Annotated in this window: 15 protein-coding genes and 1 pseudogene; 8 read left to right on the top strand and 8 right to left on the bottom strand. The window is 56.6% G+C overall.

The features are described 5' to 3' along the window. Positions 1-124: 124 nt before the first annotated feature. The 5 genes from ACIQ2T_RS06015 to ACIQ2T_RS05995 form a co-directional block, all read right to left on the bottom strand. A complete protein-coding gene (locus tag ACIQ2T_RS06015) occupies positions 125-580 on the bottom strand; it encodes a DUF2924 domain-containing protein (protein WP_397590026.1) in 456 nt (151 codons plus the stop codon). Positions 581-584: 4 nt separating this feature from the next. Further along, positions 585-830 carry a DUF3489 domain-containing protein gene (locus ACIQ2T_RS06010; RefSeq protein WP_397590025.1) on the bottom strand — a complete coding sequence of 82 codons (246 nt, stop codon included), beginning with the start codon at positions 828-830 and terminating at the stop codon, positions 585-587. Positions 831-1,219: 389 nt separating this feature from the next. Continuing rightward, positions 1,220-1,522, bottom strand: a complete 303-nt coding sequence (locus ACIQ2T_RS06005) for a hypothetical protein (protein WP_397590024.1) — start codon at positions 1,520-1,522, stop codon at positions 1,220-1,222. 126 nt (positions 1,523-1,648) lie between these two features. Then, positions 1,649-3,214, bottom strand: a complete 1,566-nt coding sequence (locus ACIQ2T_RS06000; protein ID WP_397590023.1) for a class I adenylate-forming enzyme family protein — start codon at positions 3,212-3,214, stop codon at positions 1,649-1,651. Positions 3,215-3,246: 32 nt separating this feature from the next. After that, on the bottom strand, positions 3,247-3,534 hold the full coding sequence (locus tag ACIQ2T_RS05995) for an arginase family protein (RefSeq protein WP_397590022.1): 288 nt from the start codon (positions 3,532-3,534) through the stop codon (positions 3,247-3,249). Between the two features lie 115 nt (positions 3,535-3,649). Between ACIQ2T_RS05995 and ACIQ2T_RS05990 the strand changes: the two genes are divergently transcribed. Together ACIQ2T_RS05990 and ACIQ2T_RS05985 are read left to right on the top strand one after the other, a co-directional pair. Continuing rightward, positions 3,650-5,071 carry a serine hydrolase domain-containing protein gene (locus ACIQ2T_RS05990; protein ID WP_397590021.1) on the top strand — a complete coding sequence of 474 codons (1,422 nt, stop codon included), beginning with the start codon at positions 3,650-3,652 and terminating at the stop codon, positions 5,069-5,071. Positions 5,072-5,076: 5 nt separating this feature from the next. Continuing rightward, positions 5,077-6,291, top strand: coding sequence for a cytochrome P450 (locus ACIQ2T_RS05985; RefSeq protein WP_397590020.1), 1,215 nt, complete (start codon positions 5,077-5,079; stop codon positions 6,289-6,291). Here the strand turns inward: ACIQ2T_RS05985 and ACIQ2T_RS05980 are convergent. Then, a complete protein-coding gene (locus tag ACIQ2T_RS05980; RefSeq protein WP_397590019.1) occupies positions 6,288-7,910 on the bottom strand; it encodes an amidohydrolase family protein in 1,623 nt (540 codons plus the stop codon). The genes ACIQ2T_RS05985 and ACIQ2T_RS05980 overlap by 4 nt on opposite strands. A 73-nt stretch (positions 7,911-7,983) precedes the next feature. Between ACIQ2T_RS05980 and ACIQ2T_RS05975 the strand changes: the two genes are divergently transcribed. Continuing rightward, on the top strand, positions 7,984-9,084 hold the full coding sequence (locus ACIQ2T_RS05975) for an NAD(P)/FAD-dependent oxidoreductase (protein WP_397590018.1): 1,101 nt from the start codon (positions 7,984-7,986) through the stop codon (positions 9,082-9,084). After that, positions 9,084-10,394 (top strand): APC family permease, encoded by a 1,311-nt coding sequence (locus ACIQ2T_RS05970; RefSeq protein WP_397590017.1) that lies wholly within the window; start codon positions 9,084-9,086, stop codon positions 10,392-10,394. Before ACIQ2T_RS05975 ends, ACIQ2T_RS05970 begins: the two co-directional genes overlap by 1 nt. 12 nt (positions 10,395-10,406) lie before the next feature. Here the strand turns inward: ACIQ2T_RS05970 and ACIQ2T_RS05965 are convergent, their stop codons facing one another. Together ACIQ2T_RS05965 and ACIQ2T_RS05960 are read right to left on the bottom strand one after the other, a co-directional pair. Next, positions 10,407-12,563 carry a TonB-dependent receptor gene (locus ACIQ2T_RS05965; RefSeq protein WP_397590016.1) on the bottom strand — a complete coding sequence of 719 codons (2,157 nt, stop codon included), beginning with the start codon at positions 12,561-12,563 and terminating at the stop codon, positions 10,407-10,409. 66 nt (positions 12,564-12,629) lie between these two features. Continuing rightward, positions 12,630-13,139, bottom strand: coding sequence for a MaoC/PaaZ C-terminal domain-containing protein (locus ACIQ2T_RS05960; protein WP_397590015.1), 510 nt, complete (start codon positions 13,137-13,139; stop codon positions 12,630-12,632). Positions 13,140-13,207: 68 nt separating this feature from the next. Here ACIQ2T_RS05960 and ACIQ2T_RS05955 point away from each other — a divergent pair, with 68 nt between their 5' ends. The 4 genes and pseudogenes from ACIQ2T_RS05955 to ACIQ2T_RS05940 all read left to right on the top strand — a co-directional run. Continuing rightward, positions 13,208-13,990 (top strand): TetR/AcrR family transcriptional regulator, encoded by a 783-nt coding sequence (locus tag ACIQ2T_RS05955; RefSeq protein ID WP_397590014.1) that lies wholly within the window; start codon positions 13,208-13,210, stop codon positions 13,988-13,990. A gap of 87 nt (positions 13,991-14,077) precedes the next feature. Next, a complete protein-coding gene (locus tag ACIQ2T_RS05950; protein WP_397590013.1) occupies positions 14,078-15,352 on the top strand; it encodes a P1 family peptidase in 1,275 nt (424 codons plus the stop codon). A gap of 24 nt (positions 15,353-15,376) precedes the next feature. Continuing rightward, positions 15,377-16,279: a DMT family transporter gene (locus ACIQ2T_RS05945; RefSeq protein ID WP_397590012.1), complete on the top strand. Its 903-nt coding sequence runs from the start codon at positions 15,377-15,379 to the stop codon at positions 16,277-16,279. Positions 16,280-16,816: 537 nt separating this feature from the next. Further along, positions 16,817-17,012: pseudogene (locus tag ACIQ2T_RS05940) on the top strand (hypothetical protein); the annotation flags it as partial.

Below are 17,012 nucleotides of genomic sequence, written 5' to 3'. Positions count from 1 at the left end.
GCCTGGCTCAGTATATAGGCCGCACATGCTTCGCGCTGGGCATCCAGGCTGTTGAAGTCCATCTCCAGCCCCTCCTCGGTCGATTTGCGCGTATAGATGGCACAGCGCTTGGGGTTAGGTGATATCATGGCCCTACTGCCCTTCTCCGTTCTCTAGTGACTAGACCAAAGAACCTTGGCCCCGACCAATGCGCGCCGGTGATGTCGCCCGCGATCTGGGTGAGCGATGCATACCTCCTGCCGTCGAACTCAAACCCGTCATCAAGAACAAGCACCTGATGCATTTTTCCACGCCACGAGCGCACCAGACGGGTTCCAGGCTTTAGGGAAGGCGCAATCACCCCTCCTCCATCATCCTTGCCCAGCCTCTTTATTTGGCGTTCAATGTCACGACGGGTGGAGCTAGTCAGGCTTCCCTGCCCACGCTCCTGCAACCGATAGGCGATACCGCGCCGGAGCAGATCGGGTCCTATATCCGGTGCCACGTTGCGATAGACCTCACGCCATCGAGAACGCAGTTCGGCAGGTTTCATGGTAGCAAGGCGGCCCAGTTCCAAGCTTAGACTGTTTGGAATAACCACCGCCTTACGCCTCGGGCGACGATGATATGCGGTAGTGGCGAACCCCATCCACGTTGCCGCTATCGATGACGTGCCCCTTCTTCCTTAGGCCGGTCAGATATGCCCGCGTCGAATGCGGCAACCAGTTTGCAAGTGTCCCGAGTTCTGCGAGCGTGGCACCGCAATCCCGGGTCAGCAGATCCAAGATCTGTTGAGGCTTTGAGGGGACTATGATTGTTTCTATACCCTCAGGCTTTTTGGTCTTTGTCATGGGTGGTTCTCCTTAATCGACGCAGCATCGTGCTGCCCCACCACCCAAAGCCCAGCTGAATGCCCAGCCGGGTCTATCGCCGCCTTATATCGGGGCGCTTGAACATGAGCAGCAATGCTCGACTGTGCGCAGAAGTCGAATGGATTGTGCGCTCGATAGGCAGAAATTTAGATTATTTGAGTGCCGCGGATCGTCGTTGCGACTAAGTCGGCAGAACTAAGCCTCATCCCGAGGCGAGGCTTTGTTCAGGCATTGAGACAGATGTCCGCTTTGCGCCCAATGTCCGTCATTCGAGGCCGTTTCCGAACCCGCTAAAAGCGGAAGCTAAACACTTTTTGGGGCTGCTCGACTTTGTGTGAGCAGCCCTCGCCATGAAGCCATCCAGCCAATCAGATTGCCCATCGGATCCTTGCAAATCCAGAGCGACGAGCCCCCGGAACGCGCGACCCTAAAGCCACGTCAGAGGCAGTAATACTATTATATCCGGCCAAATGTTCAAGGTAATATGCGTCAAACAAGTTTTCGACGCCAAAATCTAGCCCGACCCCCTCGCGGATCAACCAATGGCCATAATGATTGGCGAGCGCGTGACCTTTGCTGGATGCTTCGTTGTTAATCATCGATACCTTGCTTTGCTTCGCCACGAATTGCCCTTCGACCGATAGCGACCAGCGTGCCGCATCCCAACTCATGGCAAGTCTGCCGTTGGTAGGTGCGATGCGTTAAAGATTGTCCGTGATGTCCCGCCTCTTTGCCCGGCGAATATCCTTTACGACACGTTCGGGCAGAGGCCATGTGTCTGTCGAGCGGACAAGAGCCTAAAGCGCTGCTGCGCGTCTCTTGAGTTCGACCTTATCGACCTTTCCGATGGGTAACAGCGGCAGGCTAGATTCAATTATGAACAGCTTTGGGACCTTGTAGTTTGCCAGACGCGCGCGACAGTGTTCAGCCAGTAGAGCCGGGTCAAGCTCACTATCGGCAACAAGATAAGCGACGCCAACTTCCTGCCAAAGCGGATCGGGCTTTGATACCACTGCAACCAAGGTCACCGCCGGATGATCTTCCAGCACCATCTCTACCTCACGCGGGTAGACATTGTAGCCACCCGATTTGTACATCTCCTTGATCCGGCCCACAATCTGGTAGTTGCCATCCAGCCTCTGTGCCGCGAGATCGCCCGTCTTGAAGTAACCGTCTTCACTCATGGCCTCGGCCGTCGCATCGGGGCGCTGCCAATAGCCCGCAAGGTTGTACTCGGAGCGCACCCAGATTTCGCCAGGGTCACCAGTCCTGGCCTCGTTACCGTCGGATTGCATCAGCTTTATCTCAACGCCCGGAAAGGCGCGGCCAACGCAGTTGGACAATGCCTCAATGTCTGACGTGGGCCGCTGCGCGGTGATCACCATGGTTTCCGTCATGGCGTAGTTAGTTGCCAAATTGGGGCAAATTGTGAGAAGCTTCCTGATGAGGTGCTCGGGCGCTGCCGCCCCTCCCCAAACGATGAGTTGCACCGATGCGAGGTCGTAGCTGTCAAAATCAGGCAAGGCAGTCTGCATTTGGAACGTGCTGGGGACTGAGGCCCAATAGGTCACGCCTTCGTCCTCAATGAGCTTCAGCGAAACTGATGGGTCGAACTGCTCCATGAACACAACTGTCCCGCCTGCCGCAAGCACCGGCGTCGAAATGTCGCACACACAGGCGACATGGTTGATCGGGAAATAATTAAGCGCAATCGCGGGAGATACGGGCCACAATTCGTTTTGTGTTGTGGAGAAGCGCGCAATGCCAAGATGATTAAGCAGTGCGCCTTTGGGTCGGCCCGTCGACCCGGAGGTATAGACGATCAGACAAGGGTCAAAGCCGTCGACCGAACGACGAGCCTTTTCCAGCTCTGCATGTGAAACTCGTTCGGCCAGATACTCGAATGTGCTCAGCGACACCATTCCTAAATGTGATGGGGTATCGTCAAGCGCCACAGTTGCCGCTAACCCCGGGGTTTGCTGTAGCGCCATGATTTCCGCGCTGAAATCTCGCCCATCGATGGTTGTTCGCGCCAGGAGTATCAACGGCGCACTATCTTGCAGGACGAATGAAAGCTCGTCGATTTGATATCGCGGGTTGAGGCCTAACCAGATTCCCCCAATCGACGCTGTTGCCAGAAAGCAGACTAGAAAATCGGGGTTCGGAGGCGACAGCGTTGCCACACGCGCGCCTTTGGTGACCCCACTGGCCAAGAGAGCTTTCGCCATCCGGTCGACGCGTCGTTCCAATTCCGCATAGTCGATACGAACACCGGCCAGCACACAGGCACAAGCATCAGGTGATTGTTGTGCCCAGTAAGAGATGAACTCATCAAGTCGGCAAACTTCTGTTGGGTGACGCATGGCGTAGTCCTGAAGGGCTATGGACAGTTGTCCTATTGTAAGGGATTGGCCGTCATTGCGGCGGCGAGTTCCTTGACGAGCTTTGCTGCCAGCACCGCAGTCATTCCGTGAATGCCCCGATCCGGGTTGAGCTCGCCCACGTCGGTGACGATAATCGGTGCATCAAGCGCGAGCAGGATGTTCATGACCTGCCGAGCCGTAAGTCCGCCGGGCTCACTGCCCAGCGCCGCACGGATTGCGGCCGGTGCCTTGGCCGGCCCGCGCAGAAATGAACCGTGATGATCGGTTGGAATGCCGATCATGCTGATCTTCGATCTCATCGGGACTGTCCCTTCATCCATTTCGATTATCTGACACTCATATACCCGATTGACCCATGAAGCCAAGTACAATATAAACATGACGTCATATTCATTTATAAGAAGGGATTCTTTCATGCGCAAAGCCGTTGCCCTGTTGGCTTGCTCGACACTTCTGGCATTTGCCGTGGGCGGATGCGCGACGACCGCCGCACCAGAATTGAGGCAATCTGCGACAGAATCGGCTGAAGCGCGAGCGGATCAGGTAGCGCATGACGCGCTTCTGTCCGGGCCCTTTGCGGGCATGTCTATCGCAGTATCACAAAACGGCAGGATCATTTATCAAAAGGGCTTTGGCAAAGCGGATGTCGAAACAGGACGTGCGGTCACAGCCGAAACGCGCTTTCCAATCGGGTCGATCACAAAGCCGATTACCTGTCGCGCCGTGCAGGCACTGGCAGCAGAAGGCAAAATCGATACGGATGCACCTGTATCGCGCTATCTGCCGAATTTGCGCTCACCTGCGCGCGACGTTCCGGTCCGCAACTTGCTAGATCACAGCTCCGGGATCGAGAACTATCTTGAATTGCCCGACTTTCCTTATGACAAGCCAGTCGGCCTTTCGCGTGAACAGATGACGCAATTTTTCGATGCGCAGCCCCTGCGCGCACCGACAGGCGAGAGATTCAGCTATTCCAACTCCAACACCTATTTGCTTGGTCTGATCATCGAAGCGGTTTCGCGTGATTACTATGACCGCTTTGTGGCGCGCCATGTGTTTGCGCCTTTGGCGATGACCCACTCCGACTTCCTGGCCGATGCGTCCAGCGAAGCGGACCGGGCTTTGGGCTACAACAGCAACGGAAGCCGGTTTACCCGCGCGCGCGGATATGACTGGCTTGTTCCCTTTTCGGCTGGTGCCGCCGTCTCAACCACAGCCGACCTCATCCGCTTCTCCGATGCAGAGTTCAGCGCGAAGACACCCAAGGCCCTGCGCAAACGGCTGATGGCACGCCAGCGGCTGGGCGATGGCGAACTCTCGCTCTACACGCAGGGTTGTCTTGTCGAAGGCCGCCTCGGCGGCATGCGCAAATTTTCTCATTCGGGCTCAATCTACGGCTTTTCCAGCCATATGGCGCATTATCCTGACCAGCATTTGTCGGTCGTGGTGCTGACAAACAGCCAGGGTGAAAACTATCCGCCGGTCAACGTCTCCAATCGCATTGCCCGCATTTTCCTTGGTCAACCCGCACCGGTTCTCAAAGATGTTTCAGCAGATCCTGTAGCGTTGGACTCGATCAAGGGAGACTATGATGTCGGCCATCGCCGCCTCGGCATCGACAGGCTGGGTTTCGACTTCAAGGACGGGCAGTTGCAGATGATCTACGGCGGCGTGCACAGCGGTGCGCCACCCTTGCCGCTGCGCTCGTTGGGCAATGGATTGTTTGTGTCGCCAATTGACGATGAGCAATTCTTCCAGTTTGACAGTTCCGGGGGCAACATCAAGCTGACCTTGACCTATTATGACGGGGTCATGCCGTTCCACAAACAACAATGAGCGGAATGCGATCGCCATTCGCGCTCTATGATGGTGCGCCGCCCGCAGGGACCCCGGCGCTTGACCTCGATCCGTTCAGTCCCGGTTTCCTGGAAAACCCATGGTCTGGCTTGCAAGAAATGCGTGAGGCCGGGCCGGTGGTGTGGCTTCGGCAATACAACATTGTGGCTGTCGCCCGCTATGCGGAAGCACGCGAAGTCCTGAGCAACTGGCAGTCCTTCTCATCGGCCCGGGGTGTTGGTATGGAAGACTTTGTCCGGCACGGCCGGTTCCGCCTTCCGAGCCTGATACTGGAAGCCGATCCTCCCGAGCATACCAAATCTCGAGGTGTGCTGAGTGGCGTGCTATCGCCGCCCGTACTCAAGAAACTGCGGGCTGGATTTGAAGAGAAAGCAGAGGCCCTCATCACCGAATTGGTAGCCAAGCGGCGATTCGACGCGATTGGCGAACTTGCCGAAGCCTTTCCTCTTTCCGTCTTTCCGGACGCGATGGGCCTGCCGCAACAAGGGCGGGAAAAATTGCTGCCGCACGCGGAAATGCTGTTCAACTCTTTCGGTCCCCGCAATACGATATTCGAACAGTCATTGCATCAGGCGAGCTTTGAATGGGTCGAGCATCTGGGACGGCGAGAGACACTTGGCCCAGGGCTGGGCTTGCTGATCCATAAAGCAGCCGAGAAGGGCAACGTGTCAAAGGATGATGCAGCAAAGCTTGTCCGCGCCTTGGTCCAGGCTGGTCTGGACACGACGGTTCATGCCATCGGTGCGTCGCTTCATTGCCTCGCCCGATTCCCCAATCAATGGGAGCGCCTGCGCGCCGATCCGTCATTCGCATCGTCCGCCTTCAATGAGGCGGTCCGCTTTGAATCCCCTGTTCAGACCTTTTTCCGGACGACCATGAGGGGCCGCCAACTCTCTGGCGTGCAGCTGAACGATGGCGATAAGGTGCTGGTTTTCTTGGGGTCGGCCAATCGCGATCCAGCGCGGTGGGAGGCCCCGGATGCATACGACATCGGGCGAGACACCACAGGGCATTTGGGATTTGGCGCGGGCATCCACCGCTGTGTGGGTCAGTTGCTGGCGCGCATGGAGGGAGAGGTTGTCCTGACGGCACTGGCGCGGCACGCCCGCACATTGAAGCTTGCGGGCGATCCGGTGCGACGGCTTAACAACACACTGCGCGGTCTCACTTCTTTGCCGGTAGAAGTCGAGCCGGCCTAGTCCGCCTGGCGGTAAGGCTGACGCTTGATGAAGCGGCCTGCGGTGATGCCCGTTGGCTTATCTTGCTCAAACGCGATTTGCCCGTTGACGAAAACGATGCGAATGCCAACGGACAGGGCGGCGGGATCAGCATAGGTCGCTTTGGCGTCTACGGTCTTCGGATCGAACAGCACCAGATCAGCCGCCATGCCCTCGGCAATTCGTCCTCGGTCTGCCAGTCCAAGATGCTGCGCCGGAAATCCGGTCATCTTGCGGATCGCCTCGGGAAGCGGAAACAATTTGAGATCCCGGGCGTAATGCCCGAGCACGCGCGTGAAGCTGCCGCTGGCGCGCGGATGTGCGTAGCCGCGCTCAAGCGAAACGCCATCAACATATTCACCATCACTCGCGATCATCACCCATGGCTTGACTATAAGGGTGCGAATATCTTCCTCGTCAATCGTCCCAAGTGTGACGCGAACACCATTTTTGGCCGTCAGCGCGGCGATCAGGTCAAAAGGCAACATCCCACGTTGTCGGGCCAGTAGCTCAATATTCGCATCAAGCAAGTCGGGATCATCCGGTGCCTCTACGATGCGGATGTTTCCGTAACCAACCGCCTTGATCCAAGAGAATCCGCCACTAACGCCAGTTTCCGTTGCCTGCCGAACCAGTTCGCGCTGGCCGGTGTCGGCAAGTGCCTCCAGCACTTCTCCCCGGCGCGTCTGTTTATCGCCGCGACCGTCGGGTAGTACAAACAGGTCATAAAGCGCGCGCACCGTGGCCCCATCATATGGGTATTGATCTGCGACGATATCATGGCCCTGCGCGCGTGCGTTTTCGACCATCGAAATGACTTCACCGATGCGCCCTTTGTTGATCAAGCCCGTGGCTTTCAAGTGTGCGAGCTTGGCCGGGATGCCGACGGCAATCCCCACTTCGATCGCCTCGCGTTCTGATGCAACCATGTTGAAGCCTGGGTCACGGGTATGCGAATCGTAGCTGCCACCAAATGGCTTGACGACAGCCGCGAGTGCCTGGACTTCCTGTGGCGTCGCATACATACCCGGATTATACATCAAGCCGGTCGACAGGCCGACGCAGCCCATCTCCATTCCTTGCTTTATCTTTTCTGCCATAGCCGCAATCTCATCTGGCGTCGCGGCCCGTTTTAATCCCGGCATGACCTGATCGCGCAGGCCTTTATGACCCACATAACATCCAAAATTGACGGCAACCCCCTTGGTCAGCAGCATATCGCGCAAATGCGACATCTGCTCTGGTGACAACTCGCCGTCGGGGCTGGCCATGATCGTGGTGACGCCCTGAGACAAATCCTGCACGTCGATCATCGGTCCGTCCAGTCGCGGCGCCGCTTCGGGAACGTGGCTGTGTGCGTCAATAAAACCGGGTGCCAGTGCGAGGTCGGTTGCCATGATCGTCTTGCCGGACGTTACACCGCGCGATGCCTTGCCAACAAAGGCGATTTTGTCCCCGACAAGCCCCACATCGGCGTCGAAAGGTGCCGCCCCAGTGCCATCGTAGACCATCGCGCCTCGGACCAGGATATCGACGTGACGGTTGGGGGTAGCGCAACCCGATACTAAGACGAATGCAAGCAGCAGTGGAATATTCTTCATAAAAATGAATATAACATCATATTCTTGTTTTTCAAGCAGGCTTCTGTAAGCTGGGGTAATGGAAACGTACACATTGCCCAACCAATCCACATTTGACTTCATCGTGATCGGTGCCGGTATCGCCGGATTGTCCGCAGCGGCCAGCCTTGCGTCCTACGGCAGCACGGCCCTGGTCGAAATGGAGTCTCAACCCTGTCATCACAGCTCGGGTCGTTCTGCCGCGATCTTCGTCCCCAGTTATGGCAATGATGCTGTCCGGCAACTGACTTCCATCAGCAAAAGGATCATCGACAGGTCCTTGCCCGAAGCGCTGGTCAGAACACGAGGCATCATCGTTGCGGCGAGAAAGGGCGGGGATGCAGGGATGGCGGATCCCGGCCAGATCAGAATCGAGCCGGACGAGATTTTTGCTCGGGTGCCGATCATGCGGGCGGAGCTTCTGTCGCATGGTTGGTTTGAAGCCGACGCGCAGGACATGGATGTCCATGCCATGCATTTGCACTATCTGAAGCAGTTGCGCACCAATGGGCGATTGATCACGAATTTTCTTGTCCGATCAGTTTTCCGACATCAGGGGCGCTGGCAGCTTTCTGACGGAAAGAATACGATCGAGGCGCCCGTTGTGGTCAATGCCAGCGGGGCATGGCTCGAGCAAATGTCCGCCCTCTTTGGTGCGGAACCACTTGGCATGGTCCCCATGCGCCGCAGCGCCGCCTTGGTGGATCCACCCGCCGGCATTGACCCCTCAGACTGGCCGATGGTCGTTGATGTCGAGGAAACGATCTACTTCAAGCCCGATGCGGGAAAGCTGTTGATTTGCCCTGCTGACACGGCGTCGACGGAGCCCTGCGACGCATGGCCAGAAGATCTGGACATCGCCATTGGGGTTGACCGCTTCCAGTCTCTCACGACGCACGAGGTCAGACGGGTCAGTCATATGTGGGCCGGGTTGCGCAGTTTTGTCCCTGATGAAAGCCCGCTGATCGGCCGGGATCGGCAGGTTGAAGGCCTTTTCTGGCTTGGTGCATTGGGAGGTTTTGGCGTGCAGACAGCACCTGCGACGGGTGCCGTGGTAGCCGCAATGGCGGCCGGCGCCAACCTTCCGACGGGAACCATTGATTGGCTGGTCGAAGCGATCAGCCCGGCACGGATTATAAAGCGCGGAGGCGAATAATGAGTAGCGAGAATGCGAACAAGAAGATCGGTTTAGTTGGCGTAGTTTTCACGCTGATCGGTTTTGTGATCGGGGCTTCTATTTTTGTTTTGCCGGGCGAGCTCTATGCCGTTGCGGGACCGGCAATGCTGCTGTCGTTCCTGATTGCCTCTATCCCGGCCGCCGGCACTTGCCTGATAGCCGCGCAAATTGCTGCGGCTTTCCCCGGCAATGGCGCGAATGTGCTTGCCACCCGCTCTCTTATCTCTCCCCTCGCAGGATTCGTTGTGGCGTGGTTCATCATAGGGTCGTCGATTGTGGCTCTCGCATTGCTTGCGCTTGGCTTTGCCGATTATCTCGCGGTCATAGCCCCGAGTGTGGGGGGAGCCGCACGACCCGTTACCGCCATAGCGGTCACGCTTTTGTTCGCGCTCATCAACAGCCTGGGGGCCCGCGCTGCGGTTGTTGTGCAAAGCGCGATGGTGATCTGGCTGGTGCTGATCCTCTTGCTGTTTACCTTCATAGCAATGCCGAATGTTAACATGAGCCATTTCACGCCTTTTGCTTCCAAAGGCGTAGCCGCAATCGCCACCGCCGTCATCCCCGCCTTCTTTGCGTTTCTGGGATTCACTCTGATCGTTGAGGTAAGTGGGGATGTCGAACGACCGGCACGAACCTTGCCGCGGGCTCTGGCGATCAGCTACGTCGTTATCTTGTTCGCCTATACCGGGGTCGCTGCAGGTGTGGTCGGCATTTTGCCTCCGGACCGGATGGCGGGAAATGCAGCACCTGTTGCAGAAGCCGCAGCTTTGATCATGCCTGGTTGGCTGGCTGGCTCCATTGCCGTCTCGGCACTCCTTGCGGCTGCAACTTCGGTCAATGGTGTGTTGCTTCTGGTTTCGCGCGACCTCGCGGAACTTGGTCATGAAGGTATTGTGCCGTCCTGGCTCGGTGGCAAAGTTGATAAGGCGCCGGTTTCGTCGATCTGGACTGTCGCGCTCATTTCCTGCGGTGCGATCGCCGTTAGCGCGTCCATTACGCGTTATGCCGTCGCCACGGTGCTGGGGTATATGGTCGCGCAGGCAGTGATCGCGCTCGCTGCACTACGCCTGCCGCCCTCGCGTGATTTGCCCATTTCGCCATCTTTGGCTCGGATCGCGGGGTGGCTGACATTCGTCAGCGCAATCCTGTTTTTCCTGTTAGCGGGCATGAACGACGCTGCACCGGTTATCGCTGTTGTAGGCTATGGCGTGCTGGGTGCCGTGATCTATGCGTTTCGCGGCAAAGGGGCGGTCAGTCCTGCTTCGGCTGAAACGCCAAAGCAGGACTGAAACCTGGCGGCGTCAGAAGGAAAGCTTGACTTCGACGCCGTACATCCTTGGATTCGCGAGAACATGCCCTACCTGCCCGGGCAGGATCGGGCTGGCATAGCGGTCCGTTGCATAGGTGCGATTGGTGAGGTTTCGGCCCCACAAATAGATGCCCCACGGGCCGTCCGGCGTGTGCAGGCCGATGCGCCCGTTCAACAGTCCAACCGCGTTCTGTGAATAGCTGTTGTCAACGGCGAAGAAGATGCGGCTTCTGGCAACCAATTCTGCGCGGGCAAACAGGTTCCAGTCCCCGCCGATGCTTTTGTCATACTGAAGCGAAACACTGCCGCTGTGACGCGGCGCGCCTGGTAGCCGGTTGCCGGTATAATCATCGCCCGCGACTGTCGCATTTTGGTAGTCTACGAACTTGGCGTCCAGCATCGAATAGTTCGCCGCTAGTTCGACGCCGGGAGCGAACTTGTAAGCGAATTCTGCTTCAAGACCGCGGCTACGTGCCTTGGCTGCGTTGGAAGTTTCATAGCGCGGTACGCCACTGATCAGAAGCAACTGGTTCACCTGCAGATCGCGATAGTTCATCGAGAAAAGCGCAAGGTTGAAGCGGGCTCTGCCATCGAGCAACGTTGATTTAACGCCAAACTCGAAATTGTCGACATACTCTGGATCAAACGGCGCGTCGCTCGTCGGAGTGATCGAAAAGGCGTTGAAGCCGCCGGATTTGAATCCGCGCGAATAGCTGCCATAGAGTAGCACATCATCTGATGGTTTGAAGTTTAGGCTGGCAGACGGAGAGAAATTGTCTTCGGACCGCTTCACCTTTCGCTCGGGATAGGTGGCCAGCAAGAGCTCAAATGGATCACCAATCTGTGAATGAACCAAAGACTTGCGCTCGTCAGTGTAGCGCATGCCTACAGAAAGGCTAAGCCTGTCAGAAAAGTGATATTCGCCTTGACCGAATAGGGCTAGGCTGCGGGTTGTCACATCGCCGTTTAAGGTGCCGGTGACAGGATCGGGATAGACGCCCAGATCAGGCCCGACGATCGAAGTCGCAACCGTATCGAGTGACTGGTGGAAATAATACCCGCCGACAACGAAATCGAGCGCGCCCGCCTTCCCGGCATAGCGCAGTTCCTGCGAAAACTGCTTCTGACGTTCGCCAATCCCCGAATTGAGCATGTAAAGCGCGGTGTTGTCATTGTCAGACAGGTTGCGCCACTTGAAGCCGCGATAGGCCGTGATCGATGTCAGCTTGCCATTGCCGAGGTCCAAATTGATGTCGCCTGACATACCCCACACATCGCGGCGAACGGTGGAGTCCAAGTCCTGCACCACGACTCTGTCAAACGGATCGACATCTTCAAGTGGCGATCCGGCAAGAACTCCATTGTCAAAAATATCGCTCGCCACAGCGAAGGCGCGGTCACGTCCGATGTCGCCGCGCAAGACAATTTCCAGCCCTTCGCTAGGTCGGAAGAGGAGTGTTCCACGCCCTGCGATTGAGTCGAGATCATCCAGCCTGTTGCCCGTCAAAAGATTACGGGTCAAACCGTCGCGTTGGTCGATAGCGGCAGCGACGCTTGCTGCGACCTTTTCACCGGATAAGGGCCCGCTGATAACACCGCGCAGTGACCAGGCATCGTAATTGCCATACCCAGCTTGAAGCGACCCTCTTAGCGTCTCATCGGGCAACTTGGAGATATAGTTGATCGCGCCGGCTATGGTGTTCTTGCCATAGAGCGCGCCCTGCGGGCCTCGCAGCACTTCAACCCTTTCAAGGTCGAACAGGCTGGCATTGCCTGGGGTCGCTCGTCCGAGATACACGCCATCCACATAGATACCGACGCTCTGATCCAGCCCGGGGTTGTTGAGGTCCGCAGAAAGACCGCGGATGGCAATGGCCTGACTACGCAAGCTACGTTGATCGATATACACATTGGGAACAGCGCCGGCGATGTCCTCTATCCGGGTTGCCGCGCGATCGGAAAGTGCCGAAGACGTGAGCGCCGTAATGGCGATAGGCGTATCCTGGAGATTGGTCTGGCGTTTTTGCGCAGTCACTACGATTTCTTCAAGGCCTCTGTTGTCAGCCTCCTGCGCATGGACCGCTGGGGCAGCGAGCGTTGTAACCGTGGTCAAAAGTGCTGCCCGGACGAAGTGGCTGTTTGATCGCATTGAGATACTCCCTCTAAATATAGTTATGATGTCATATTCATTTAATAACTAAACTAGTTGCCTTACTTATGGTGAAGCCGATTCCGGTGGTGCCCAAACGCTCAGCCAGGTCCCGACAAGGGCTGGGCGCTCACCGCCTTCAATTTCCACCTCGACTTCGATAGAAATCCGCAAGCGCCCTGCCTCGTCAACATGCTTGCCTTTGAGCCAGAACACGCCGCGCAGGCGCGCGTTAACAGGAACAGGTGCCACCAATCGCATCCGGTCAAACCCGAGATTGAGAAAATAGCCCTCGGTTTGCGGATCTCTCGCCGCGCCCGAGGCTGTTGCACTGTGAAACATGTGTGTCAGCAGCGACATGGTCTGGAATCCGTAAGCAACCGTGCTCTCGAAGGGCCCCTTGGTCGCGGCCCAGTCCGGATCGGTATGCATTGGGTCATCATCAAGCGATGCGAGGCTGAAATGCTGGATCATGGCTTGTGTAACAATTACCCAGGCAGAGGCACCAAGCAGGTCTCCCGACTGCGCATCAATGATTGACCTTGGGCCTGAAACATTCGTAGTTGGGGTTGACATTAGGTTCATATTTCCAAGTTTCCATAAACCTGATATCACATTCATATTTATATACGCAAGGAATTTTGATGGCAGTATTTCGGGCAAAGCAGGCTGAGTCGTCTTCAGGGGTTGGAAAAGGGATTGCACCCCATTCCGTGCGCTATGCTGACTATCTTCAGCTGAAGATTGACAGCATAGCGCATCGGCGCAAAGGCGAGAAAACGCGTGATTTGCTAAAGCTGGGTGCGATCAAAGTTCTGGATGACAAGGGCTATCATGCCATGCGCATTTCCGACATCTGCGCCGCCGCTGGTGTCGCGGCAGCCACCTTTTACATATATTTCGAGAACAAGGAGGAGATCACCCGCCTGGTGCTGACCGAATATCTTGATGCCAGCATGGAATTGATGGCGGTTTCATCGCAACAGCGGAATCCTTACAAAACCATTTTGGAGACCAATCAGCGCTGGCTAGAAGTGGTCGAAGCGAATGCCGGGCTGATGCGCTGCATTCTCCAGTTGGGGGATGAGGTCGAGGAGTTTCGCGATCTCGCGCACGGGTCCAACCGCCAGTGGTATGAACGTGTGGCGCGGGCGATATTGCGTGACCACCCGAACTCGTCAATTCCTTTCGAGGTTGCCCTCTTTGCAAGCTATGCGCTAGGGTCCATGATGGACGAACTGGCCCGCAAACTGGTGATCCATCCCGATCCTGCCTTCGTATCGCTCACGAGGATGGTAGCTCCAAACCGGGATGCCCTAGCCGAAATCCTGACCGTTCTGTGGCACCATACCCTATACGGCCCCGTACCAGAGAAAGGGAAGTTGTCGGAGTCCGCGCGACAGATGGCGTCGCTCGTTTCGTCTTGACGCCAGGCGCGGGCTCAGAAACTGGTTGTCATATATGAACATGACGTTATATTCATTTATATGATAGCCGCAAGCAAAGGAGCGACAATGAACGTCAATCATAAATCAGGGCTCAAACTCGCGCTGGTTGTCGGACTGCTGCTGACTTCGGCGGTGGCATTTGCGAAGCCGAGAGCGCGTGCCATTGGTATACCATTCGATGGCATTGCTGGTCCGCAGAACACAATAACCGACGTTTCTGGCGTAGAAGTTGGTCAGGTATCGATCATCCGCGATGATGCCGGTCCCCACGGGAATACGGCACGCACCGGCGTTACGATCATCCATCCGCTTGGTAAGCAGGCACTTGATGGCGTTGCCGCCGGCTTTGCAACGATCAACGGCACAGGGGAATGGACTGGGACTCACCTAGTGGACGAAGTTGGCGGCTTCTTCGGACCGATTGCACTGACGGGAACAGGTAATGTCGGGGTCGTTCACCAGTCCATTTTGACTTGGTCGGGCCAACGCTTGCCAGCTGAGGTGCTGGAAACGCGCGTGTTGCCCATGGTTGCGGAGACGCTCGACAGTCATCTCAACGACATCTTTTCCATGCCACTTGGTCAGTCAGACGTATTCAACGCGCTAGACAACGCTTCTTCCGGGGCCGTTGCCGAGGGCAATGTAGGCGGAGGCACCGGGATGATCGCCTATACCTTTAAGGGTGGAATTGGCACATCCTCTCGAGTGGTTGAGACCTCAAAGGGAAAGTTCACGATCGGCGTCCTGGTTCAGGCGAACCACGGAAAGCGCGAGGATCTTCGGATTGCCGGAATACCGGTAGGCAGAGAGGTAACTGGCAACTGGCCTGAAGTAGGCGGCGTGATCGCTGCAGGCCCTGATAAGGGCAAGCCGGCGCCAGTTGACAAAAACTCGCTGTTGGTCGTCATCGCGACAGACGCGCCGCTCATGCCGCACCAGCTGGAACGGCTCGCTCGGCGGGCTGCCCTTGGGGTCGGTCGCAATGGCAGCACGGCCAGCAACTTCTCAGGCGAATTTGCTCTCGCCTTCTCAACAACTACACGGCTTCCAGTAGCTCAGGACAAGATTTTTGTATCGGCGTCTGCGATCAGTGATTTGGACAGCGAAGTTCTTGACGGGTTGTTTGCGGCAACGGTCCAAGCCACTGAGGAAGCGCTGGTCAATCAGCTCGTGGCGTCTGATACGATGACGGGCGCCAACGGCGCGACAGTCTATGCCTTGCCGGTCGATCAGCTTATCCGCATTTTGAGATCGCACGGTCAGCTTGTCACGGCTTCGAAGCCGGTTGCAGCACTAGACGGCCGACCCCCCGCTCTGCGACGGCGGATGGACCGCCACTGATCATAACGTATTTTAAGTCAGCCAATGGCTGAATTGCAACCGCGCCCTTTAGTCCCGTTCATGGTGGCGCCAGCTGGCATTGCAACATTTTCACTGATGGACGCAGCTATGAAGGATCTGGCTCTCTCCATCGGTGCGTATAATGCAGTACTATGGCGCAGCACGCTGGGTGCGTTGTTGATGAGCGTTTTGTTCATTGGCACAAGGCAGAAATGGCCGCCAGCACATCTCCTGAAAATCCATCTTTGGCGCAGCATCGTCGTATCGGTGACGGCGGTCAGCTTTTTCTGGTCGCTGACAGAATTGCCCTTGGCCGAAGCCCTTGGTCTGAGTTTTATCGCGCCCGTCATTGCGCTGTTTCTGGCGGCGGTGATGCTGGGCGAGAATATTGGCCGTGAAGCGATCTGGGCGTCGCTGGCAGGGCTGGGCGGTGTCGTTATCATTATGGTGGGGCGGCTCAACGGACATTACACTACGGGGCATCTGTGGGGCGCGGCAGCAGCTTTGTTTTCGGCAGTGGTGTTTGCCTATAACCTCATTCTCGCGCGGCAGCAGGCACAAGTCTCAGGGCCAATCGAAATCGCGTTTTTTCAAAACCTTTTTGTAGCAGGGACTCTTGGCACGGTCGCACCATGGTTCCTCGTGCCCATCACCGCTAATGATGCACCTATGATCGGGGGCGCTGCTGCATTGGCGATTATCTCGCTCTTACTTTTAAGCTGGGCATATGCGCGCGCAGAAGCGCAGATTTTGATTCCGGTCGAATACACCGCCTTTGTCTGGGCAGCGTTTTTCGGCTGGCTGTTTTTCGCTGAACCCGTCACGTGGCCTGTGCTTTTGGGCACGGCCTTGATTGTGGGCGGCAGCCTCATTGCGGCACGGGCAAAACCGCAGCCAGTCAATCAGGTGGAGATTGCGACGGTTTAGGATGCGTGAGGGTCCATAAAGGTAGATCTCGAATACTGGCGCCAATACTCCTGAAGGGATGCAGTCGGGAGTGGTTGCTTCCTACCCCACGTCGACCTCTCCCATCCACTCATCGAAAGCCGAATGCACTGCAACTCATATCCAAGCGGTGTGACCGATCTAATACCTAAAAGTTGGCGGTAGTAGCCAAGCGTTATGCATCGTCAAATGGCAGCTATTAACCGATACAAGCACAGAAGGAGACAGTCTGCTTCCGACCCAATAGCTGACGTCAGGGTCTTGCAAGTTAAACAGGTTCAGCAGGTCAATGCTAACGGGCAGTTTGTTCTGTTTTCAATACCGGCGATATTGACCATCGTGGTCGTAGTAGGCCGCTTCGAGCTGCCTTTGATCGACGGAGCGCAGGCAAAGTTCAAAAGTGATTAAATCTACCCGGCAACGGTAATTCGAGTGGCAAAGCATTCGCTCACCCGTTAACTGCGCCTCAAAGAATGAGACATCAGGATCGAAACGCACCTGCAGGACGAAACACAGCGCATGAGTGAAGCACTATCGCCCGAAACGGCGCAATCCGATATCGCCCAGTCACGCATTGGAATGCTGGAGACGCCGTGCCTGATCATTGATGCCGAACGTATGGACCGCAACATTGCGCGCTTGCAAGATAGGCTCGCGCCCATGGGCGTACCGCTGCGTCCACATCTCAAGACCGCAAAGTCGATTGAAGTTGCAG

Source organism: Sphingorhabdus sp. (genome assembly GCF_044357595.1).
In the GTDB taxonomy this organism is placed as follows: Bacteria; Pseudomonadota; Alphaproteobacteria; order Sphingomonadales; family Sphingomonadaceae; genus Sphingorhabdus_B.
This window is presented reverse-complemented; position numbering and strand designations above follow the sequence as displayed.

Bases quoted from the DNA above. Each gene is read 5' to 3' on its own strand.
- ACIQ2T_RS06010 (WP_397590025.1), bottom strand. From the start codon at position 830: ATGACAAAGACCAAAAAGCCTGAGGGTATAGAAACAATCATAGTCCCC.
- ACIQ2T_RS06005 (WP_397590024.1), bottom strand. From the start codon at position 1,522: ATGAGTTGGGATGCGGCACGCTGGTCGCTATCGGTCGAAGGGCAATTC.
- ACIQ2T_RS06000 (WP_397590023.1), bottom strand. From the start codon at position 3,214: ATGCGTCACCCAACAGAAGTTTGCCGACTTGATGAGTTCATCTCTTAC.
- ACIQ2T_RS05995 (WP_397590022.1), bottom strand. From the start codon at position 3,534: ATGAGATCGAAGATCAGCATGATCGGCATTCCAACCGATCATCACGGT.
- ACIQ2T_RS05990 (WP_397590021.1), top strand. From the start codon at position 3,650: ATGCGCAAAGCCGTTGCCCTGTTGGCTTGCTCGACACTTCTGGCATTT.
- ACIQ2T_RS05985 (WP_397590020.1), top strand. From the start codon at position 5,077: ATGCGATCGCCATTCGCGCTCTATGATGGTGCGCCGCCCGCAGGGACC.
- ACIQ2T_RS05980 (WP_397590019.1), bottom strand. From the start codon at position 7,910: ATGAAGAATATTCCACTGCTGCTTGCATTCGTCTTAGTATCGGGTTGC.
- ACIQ2T_RS05970 (WP_397590017.1), top strand. From the start codon at position 9,084: ATGAGTAGCGAGAATGCGAACAAGAAGATCGGTTTAGTTGGCGTAGTT.
- ACIQ2T_RS05965 (WP_397590016.1), bottom strand. From the start codon at position 12,563: ATGCGATCAAACAGCCACTTCGTCCGGGCAGCACTTTTGACCACGGTT.
- ACIQ2T_RS05960 (WP_397590015.1), bottom strand. From the start codon at position 13,139: ATGTCAACCCCAACTACGAATGTTTCAGGCCCAAGGTCAATCATTGAT.
- ACIQ2T_RS05955 (WP_397590014.1), top strand. From the start codon at position 13,208: ATGGCAGTATTTCGGGCAAAGCAGGCTGAGTCGTCTTCAGGGGTTGGA.
- ACIQ2T_RS05950 (WP_397590013.1), top strand. From the start codon at position 14,078: ATGAACGTCAATCATAAATCAGGGCTCAAACTCGCGCTGGTTGTCGGA.
- ACIQ2T_RS05945 (WP_397590012.1), top strand. From the start codon at position 15,377: ATGGCTGAATTGCAACCGCGCCCTTTAGTCCCGTTCATGGTGGCGCCA.